We start from the raw sequence: 7164 nt of genomic DNA on the forward strand, positions 1-7164 counted from the left end.
CCGCCCTGGTGGCGCACGTGCGCGGCCGCGTCGACGACTACCTCTCGATCGAGGGGGTGAATCGGGTCGCCGGCGAACTGGCCGCGCTGGCCGCGTAGACTCGCGCCCCCATGAAGTTCCAGATGGCGCCCAATTCGCTGTTCGCGATCCTGCTGCGTTCTCCGTGGTGGTACAGCCTCGCCATCGCGCTCGTGCTGGGCGCGGTGATGGCGGCGGTGATGCCCGACGGCTGGCGCGTGGTGGGCGCGCTGTCGTCCTTCCCCTTCGCCGTGGTCGCGGCCATCGCGCTCGGGCGGCAGTGGAAGCAGCCGAGCGCCGAGCAGGTCGAGCAGACCCGCCAGCGGCTGATGGCCATGGGCTGGCCGGAGTTCTCGGCACTGCTCGAGCAAGCCTTCGTGCGCGACGGCAACCGCGTGCAGCGCCTGCAGCAGGACGGCTGCGACTTCGAGATCGAGCGCGCCGGCCGGCGCATGCTGGTGTGCGCACGCCGCTGGAAATCGGCACGTACGGGCCTGGAGCCGCTGCGTGCGCTGCAGGCGGCGCGCGAGGCCGCCGAGGCGCCGGACGCGCTGTACATCGCGCTGGGCGAACTGACCGACACCGCCGCGCCGTTCGCTGCGCAGCAACGCATCGCCGTGTGGCAGGCCGCCGAGATGGCGCAGGCCCTGCGCGGCCTGCTGCCCGCCGCGCCGCGCTGACGCTCAGGCGGCCTGGCCCGCCAGCGCCTCGCGCACCAGCGCCGCCAGCCGCTCGAGGCTGTGCTCCTTGAGCAGCACGCCGCGCACGCCGAGCGCGCGGGAGCGTTCGAGCAGTTCCTCGGTCACGTAGCCGGAGGTGATCAGCACCGGCAGCCCCGGCGCGAGCGCCGCGACCTGCTCGGCCACGGCCAGGCCCGACAGGCCGGGCATGTTGTAGTCGGTGATCACCAGGGCATGGGCGCGCGGGTCCTCGCGCACCGTCTCGATGGCCGCCAGGCCGCTGCCCACACGGGTGACGCGGTAGCCGGCGCGCTGCAGCAGCGCCTCGGTGGTCAGGCCCACGACCTCGTCGTCGTCGGCCAGCAGGATGCATTCGCCGCAGCCCGCCGCAGCCTGGCCGGCGTGCTCGAGCGGGCCCGGCGCCGTGTCATGCGGGGCTTCGGCGGGTGCCTTGCGCAAAGGCAGCAGCACGTCGATGCGGGTGCCGCGGCCGGGGGCGCTGTCCACCACGAGGCGCCCGTCGCTGGCGGTGACGATGCCGTGCACGACCGCCATGCCCAGGCCGGTGCCCTGGCCCACCGGCTTGGTGGTGAAGAAGGGCTCGAAGATGCGCGAACGCGTCGCCGCGTCCATGCCGGTGCCGTCGTCGACCACCGACAGCCGCGCCGTGCCGGCGTCGGCACGAGCGACCTCGACGCGGATCAGCCCCGCCTGCTCCGGCAGCGCCTGCAGCGCGTTGGTGCACAGGTTGAGCAGCACCTGCTGGATCTGATGGGCATCGACCTCCACGTACAGCGGCTCGTCGTCGACGCTGCGCTCCAGCCGCGCCGACGCCGGCAGCGTCGAGCGCAGCAGGGACAGCGGCTCGTCGATCAGCGGCGCCAGCGGCTGCACCGTGCGCTGCTGCGGCAGCCGGCGGCTGAAGGCGAGGATCTGCTGCACCAGCGTGCGCGCCCGCATGGCTGCCTGCTGCACCAGCGCCAGCGGAGTCTGCACGGCATGGTCGGCATCGAGGTCCTCGCGGGCGATGGCGAGATTGCCGAGGATCACTGCCAGCACGTTGTTGAAGTCGTGCGCGACGCCGCCGGCCAGCGTGCCGATCGACTCCATCTTCTGCGCGTCCTGCAGGCGCGACTCGAGTGTGCGCTGGTGCGCCTGCGCGGCATGGATCTCGCTGAGGTCGCGCGCGATGGTTGACAGCCGCGTGACGCGCCCGTTGGCGTCGCGGTGGCAGACGATCACCTGCGACACCGGGATCTCGCGGCCGTCGGCGCAGGCGATGGCCAGCTGGCCGGCCCACACGCCATGGCGCGTCGCCTCGGGCACGCCGACTTCGAGGACGGTGCGCGTGGCCCAGGCCGGATGGCAATGGGCGAAGCTGTAGCCGCCGATGTCGGCGTCGGATGCCAGCCCCAGCATGCGGCGGGCCGCGCGGTTGAGGAAGGTGATCCGGCCGCTCGGGTCGGCCGACGCGACGAAGTCGGGCGTGGCGTCGAGGATGGCAGTGAGCTCGGCCTGCTGCGCGGCGGCGCGCTCGCGCTCGGTCACGTCGCGCACGATCAGGCTGTTGGTGATGCGGCCGTCGGCGTCGACGTACTGGCTCGACGACAACTCGGCCTCGAACAGGCTGCCGTCGGCACGGCGCAGGCGCAGCTGGCCGCGGGCACGGCCGCTGCGGTCGCGCTCGGCCAGCAGCGGCGCGAGCCGCGGGTCCTCGGGGTCGACCAGGCCGGCGCGGCCCAACTGCCGGATCTGCGCCTCGCTGGCGCGGAACAACTCGCACGCGGCGGCGTTGGCAGCGAGGATGCTGCCGTCGGGCCGGGTGCGCAGCGCGGCGTCCATGCTGTGCTCGAACAGCATGCGAAAGCGCTGCTCGCTGAGCTCGACGGCGCGCTTCTCGGCACGCAGCTGCCCGGTGGCCTCGCGCACCTTCTGCGCCGCCGCGGCGTTGGCGCGCACCAGCGTGTGCGTCATCGCCGCGAGCGTGACCGACAGCAGGGTGCCCAGCAGCAGCGCCATCAGGCTGGCGTTGTCCAACGGAGCGCGGGTCACACCTTCCTGCAGACCGATCTCGACCTCCCACTGGCGGTCGGCCACCGGCAGCCGCAGGGAGTGCAGCGGCCCGTCGGCGGCGCGGCGCGCGCCCGGCGCCAGCCAGGCGCTGTCGAACACCAGTGCCGTGCGGCCCTGCTGCGCCGACTGCGTGTCGGTGATGCGAACGTGCAACCAGTGCAACTGCTCAGGCGGGATCACGCTGCGCAGCAGCTCTGCGGTGCGAAAGGCGATGCCGACCACGCCGGCGGCACTGTGCAGGCGTTCGGCTTCGTCGGCCGGCGGCAGTGCGTCGCGGTAAGTGGCGGCGCGGATCACCACGCTGGTCAGCGCCGGTGCCATCGGGCTGGCGCGGTCGCGTGCCAGCCGCAGCGGGCCGGTGGCCACATAGTCGCCGCTGCGCAGTGCCGCATCCACCTCCTCGCGGTAGCGCTGGTCGGGGTCGAACAGGTCGTAGCCGAAAGTGGCGTCGTCGACGGGATGCACGTGGCGGATCACCATGTGCTCGGGGCGCGCCCCCGGCGGGCGAATGTCGAAGTCGGGATGCCCTTCGGCGCGCAGGCTGCGGTCCTCGCGCACCACGGTCACGTAGCGCATCCGGTCCTGGCCGTCCACCCGGTCGGCGATGAAGCTCAGCGCCAGGCCCGGAAATCGACGCTGCAGCGACAAGGCCTGCACGTAGCGCGCGAAGGCCGCATCGTCGATGGCGCCGCCGCCGGCGTCGAAGGCGCGCAGCCCCGGCAGCGTGTCGACATAGGACTGCACGCGGTTGACCAGCGCCTGCGAGAAGCGCTCGGCACGGCGCTCGAAGCGCGCCAGGTGCTCGCGGTTCTCTCTCTGCCAGGACCAGGCGGCGAACGCCGCCGTCAGCGCCAGGCCCGCCACCAGCACGGCCGGCGCGAGCCAGCGGCGGGGCGGGGGCGACTCGAGGTCGACGGTCGCGTCGGCGGGCATGCGGGCGGTGCTGCTGTAGCGGACAGTTCAATACTGATGCAGTTCCCTCGCGCCGCGCGCGCCGGAATGCACGAGTTCGCCCGCCACGACCCGTGTTCCCGGCTCAGGGGCGCGAAGCAGAAGCGAACTTCGTCGATCCGTGAGTCGTGTCGCTCAGACATGACTCAACGACTCACTTGTGCGGCGTCGTCCGTGGCGCCGCCGGCAGGCTCTCGAAGAAGGCGCGGAAGATCGCGTCGCGCTGCACCGCATGGGCCTCGCGCATCGGGTGGCGCGAGGCGTCGGCGATCCAGCGGCGATCGTCGCCCAGCCTCGGCGTGCGCACGATCTCGCTGGGCACCCAGCCGGGCTCGATCAGCCAGGCGATGCAGATCAGGTCCCAGATCACCCAGGAATGCGCCTCGAAGCTGGTGATGCCCAGCAGCGGCCACAGCGGGTTGTGGGTGTACAGGTGGAACAGGTGCTCGCCGATCGCGCCGCGACTGCGCACCCAGCGTTCCATCTCCGGCAGCGACAGGCGCAGCTGCGCGCCGACGTGGAAGCCCGGCAGGTAGACGTGCGGCACGCCACTGTCGAGCAGCCATTGCGAGGCGAGCAGGTCCTGCTCGAGGTTGAACGAGTCGTTGACCTGCGGCGCATGCGAGGGGTAGCCGCTGGTCCAGACGACGACGATGCGCTCGGCGATGCGCGGCTCCAGCAGCAGCGCGTTGGTGATGTTGGTGGCGCAGCCGATCGCCGCCACGTACAGAGGCTCGGCGTCCGGCGGCGTCGCCATCGCGGTGGCGATCAGGTGGTCGGTGGCTTCGCTGCGCTCGGGCTCGGCCAGCGAGCGCAGGTAGCGCGTCGAGCCGCGGTGCACCAGGCCGGCGACATCGAGCCAGAGCTTGTCGAACACCTCGATGATGGCCGCGTGGCTGCGCTCCATGCCGACGTCCGGTGGGTCGAACTGCGGATGGTCCTGCACGGCCATCTGCGCGCGGCGGTGGGCGAAGGAGTAGGGCGTGGCGTACAGCGCCTCGACCTTCAGCCGCCCGGGCACGCGCAGCGCCCAGGCGATGGCGAAGGGGTCGTCGATCTCGTTGGCGGCGTCGGTGTCGATCACCACGCGCACCGGCCCGGCCGGTGGCGCCAGGCGCCGCGTGTACCAGGCATCGTTTCGCACCAGGGGTGTAACCATCGGGCGATTCTGCGCGAATCACCCTGGAGCGAATCAAATGACGGCCGCCGATACACTGCGCCGTCCCCGACCTGCCCCACAGACGACATGATCGACCGCCGACGACTGCTCGCCGCCGCCTCGCTGCTGCCCTGGTTCGGCCCGGCGCGTGCTGCCGACCCTGCTGCCTGGGAGCGCACCGTGCGCGCCGCCCGCGGCCAGACGGTGTACTTCAACGCCTGGGCCGGCAGCGACCGCGTCAACGCCTATCTGCAGTGGGCGGCCGGCGAGGTGGCGCAGCGCTTCGGCATCCAGCTCGAGCACGTCAAGCTCGGCGACACTGCCGAACTGGTCAAGCGTGTTCGCGCCGAGAAGGCCGCCGGCCGCAGCAGCGGCGGCTCGGCCGACATGGGCTGGATCAACGGCGAGAACTTCCTGACGATGAAGCGTGAAGGCCTGCTGTTCGGGCCGTTCGCCGAATCGCTGCCGAACTTCGCGCTGGTCGACGTGGCGGGCAAGCCGACCACGCGCATCGACTTCTCCGAGCCGGTGGAGGGCTACGAGGCCGCCTGGGGCATGGCGCAGTTCACCTTCTACGGCGACAGCCGCCGCGTGGCGCAGCCGCCGAAGAGCCTGGCCGAGCTGCTGGCGTACGCGAAGAAGAACCCGGGCCGCTTCACCTACCCGCGCCCGCCCAACTTCCACGGCACCACCTTCCTGAAGCAGGTGCTGCTGGAGACCGCCGCCGATCGCAAGCCGCTGTACGCCCCGGCGCCGGCCGACCCGGCCGCGCTGCTTTCGCCGTTGTGGCGCACGCTCGATGAGTTGCATCCGCTGCTGTGGCGCCAGGGCAAGCAGTTCCCGGCCAGCAACGCCGTGATGCGGCAGATGCTGGCCGACGGCGAACTGCACATCACGCTGACCTTCAACCCCAACGAGGCGGCCAACGAGATCGCCGCGAAGCGCCTGCCCGAGACGGTGATCAGCTGGCAGCATGCCGCCGGCACGATCGGCAACACGCACTTCCTCGCCATTCCGTTCAACGCGCGGGCCAAGGAAGGCGCGCAGGTGGTGATCGACTTCCTCCAGTCGCCGCTGGCGCAGGCGCGCAAGGCCGACATCCGCCACTGGGGCGACCCGACCGTGCTCGCGATCGACAAGCTCTCCGCCGCCGACCGCGCGCTGTTCTCGCAGGGCAGCGCGCCGGGCAGCGTGGTGCAGGGCGCACCGGTGCTGCCCGAGCCGCACGCCAGCTGGGTGGAAGCGATCGAGCGCGAATGGGCGCGACGCTACGGCCAGTGAGCGCCGTGGCCGGTCGCGGCTGGTGGGTTCCGGCCGCGGCCTTCGCGCTGCCGCTGCTCGCTTCGCTGGGGTTCGCGTTGGCCGGGGCGCTCGATGCCGGCGCGTGGGCGCGCCTCGTCGCCGATCCGGCCCTGCCGCAGGCGCTGGCGCTGTCGGTGGGTGTCGGCGTGGCGGCCACCGCGCTGTCTCTGGCGATCACGCTGTGGCTGGTCACGCACCTGCACGGCACTTCGACCTGGGCGCGTATCGAGCGCGCACTCGGCGCGCTGCTGGCCGTGCCGCACGCGGCCTTCGCCATCGGCCTGGCCCTGCTGCTGATGCCCAGCGGCCTGCTGCTGCGGCTGGCCGCGCCGCTGGCGGGCTGGGCGTCGCCGCCCGGCGTGTCGACGGTGCAGGATCCGCTCGGCCTCGCGCTGATCCTCGGCCTGGTGCTCAAGGAGGTGCCCTTCCTGCTGTGGAACGTGGCCGCACAGCTGCGTCCGGTGGCGCAGGCCGCGCAGCTGCGCCAGGCGCTGCTGACCGGGCAGGCCATGGGCTACAGCGCGGCCAGCGTGTGGTGGCGCGTGCTGTGGCCGCAGCTGCTGCCGCGCCTGGCGCTGCCGCTGCTGGCGGTGTGGGCCTATGGCGCCAGCGTGGTCGACATGGCGCTGGTGCTCGGGCCGACCAACCCGCCCACGCTCGCACAACTGGCCTGGAGCTGGCTGCTCGATGCCGATGCGGCCGTCAACGCGCAGGGCGCGGCCGCGGCGTTGCTGCTGGCCGGCGTGGTGGCGCTGGGCGCCGTGGTGGCCGTGGCCGCCGTGCGGGCGCTGCTGCCGCTGCTGCGGGCGTTGCAGGTGCGCGGCGACCGGGCGGCGGCCGGCGGGGCTCCACGCGCGGTCACGGCGGTTGGCGCGGCCATCGTCAGCGGCGCGCTGCTCTACGGGCTGGCTCTCGCGCTGCTGGCCTTCGTCTCGGTGGCCGGCGTGTGGCGCTTTCCGGCGCTGTGGCCGCAGGTGGTGT

4 protein-coding genes and 1 pseudogene are annotated in these 7164 nt (G+C 72.7%); 3 read left to right on the forward strand and 2 right to left on the reverse strand.

Annotated features, from left to right (window positions below):
* The first annotated feature begins 110 nt into the window (after positions 1-110).
* Positions 111-698, forward strand: a complete 588-nt coding sequence (locus AB7U92_RS18595; RefSeq protein ID WP_428580326.1) for a restriction endonuclease — start codon at positions 111-113, stop codon at positions 696-698.
* 3 nt (positions 699-701) lie between these two features.
* Here AB7U92_RS18595 and AB7U92_RS18600 read toward each other — a convergent pair whose 3' ends face one another.
* Positions 702-3704, reverse strand: coding sequence for a CHASE domain-containing protein (locus AB7U92_RS18600; RefSeq protein ID WP_428580328.1), 3003 nt, complete (start codon positions 3702-3704; stop codon positions 702-704).
* A 172-nt stretch (positions 3705-3876) separates the two neighbouring features.
* Positions 3877-4881 carry a nucleoside hydrolase gene (locus AB7U92_RS18605; RefSeq protein WP_428580331.1) on the reverse strand — a complete coding sequence of 335 codons (1005 nt, stop codon included), beginning with the start codon at positions 4879-4881 and terminating at the stop codon, positions 3877-3879.
* Between the two features lie 87 nt (positions 4882-4968).
* On the opposite strand from AB7U92_RS18605, the gene AB7U92_RS18610 reads away from it, so the two are divergent.
* Entirely contained in the window at positions 4969-6162 is a 1194-nt protein-coding gene (locus tag AB7U92_RS18610; RefSeq protein WP_428580334.1) for an ABC transporter substrate-binding protein, read from the forward strand.
* A pseudogene (locus AB7U92_RS18615) lies at positions 6159-7164 on the forward strand (ABC transporter permease); the annotation flags it as partial. The gene AB7U92_RS18610 and the pseudogene AB7U92_RS18615, both read left to right, overlap by 4 nt.

Origin of the sequence: Piscinibacter sp., from assembly GCF_050175855.1 — a bacterium.
Classification (GTDB): domain Bacteria; phylum Pseudomonadota; class Gammaproteobacteria; order Burkholderiales; family Burkholderiaceae_C; genus Piscinibacter.

Bases quoted from the DNA above. Each gene is read 5' to 3' on its own strand.
- AB7U92_RS18605 (WP_428580331.1), bottom strand. From the start codon at position 4,881: ATGGTTACACCCCTGGTGCGAAACGATGCCTGGTACACGCGGCGCCTG.
- AB7U92_RS18610 (WP_428580334.1), top strand. From the start codon at position 4,969: ATGATCGACCGCCGACGACTGCTCGCCGCCGCCTCGCTGCTGCCCTGG.
- AB7U92_RS18595 (WP_428580326.1), top strand. From the start codon at position 111: ATGAAGTTCCAGATGGCGCCCAATTCGCTGTTCGCGATCCTGCTGCGT.
- AB7U92_RS18600 (WP_428580328.1), bottom strand. From the start codon at position 3,704: ATGCCCGCCGACGCGACCGTCGACCTCGAGTCGCCCCCGCCCCGCCGC.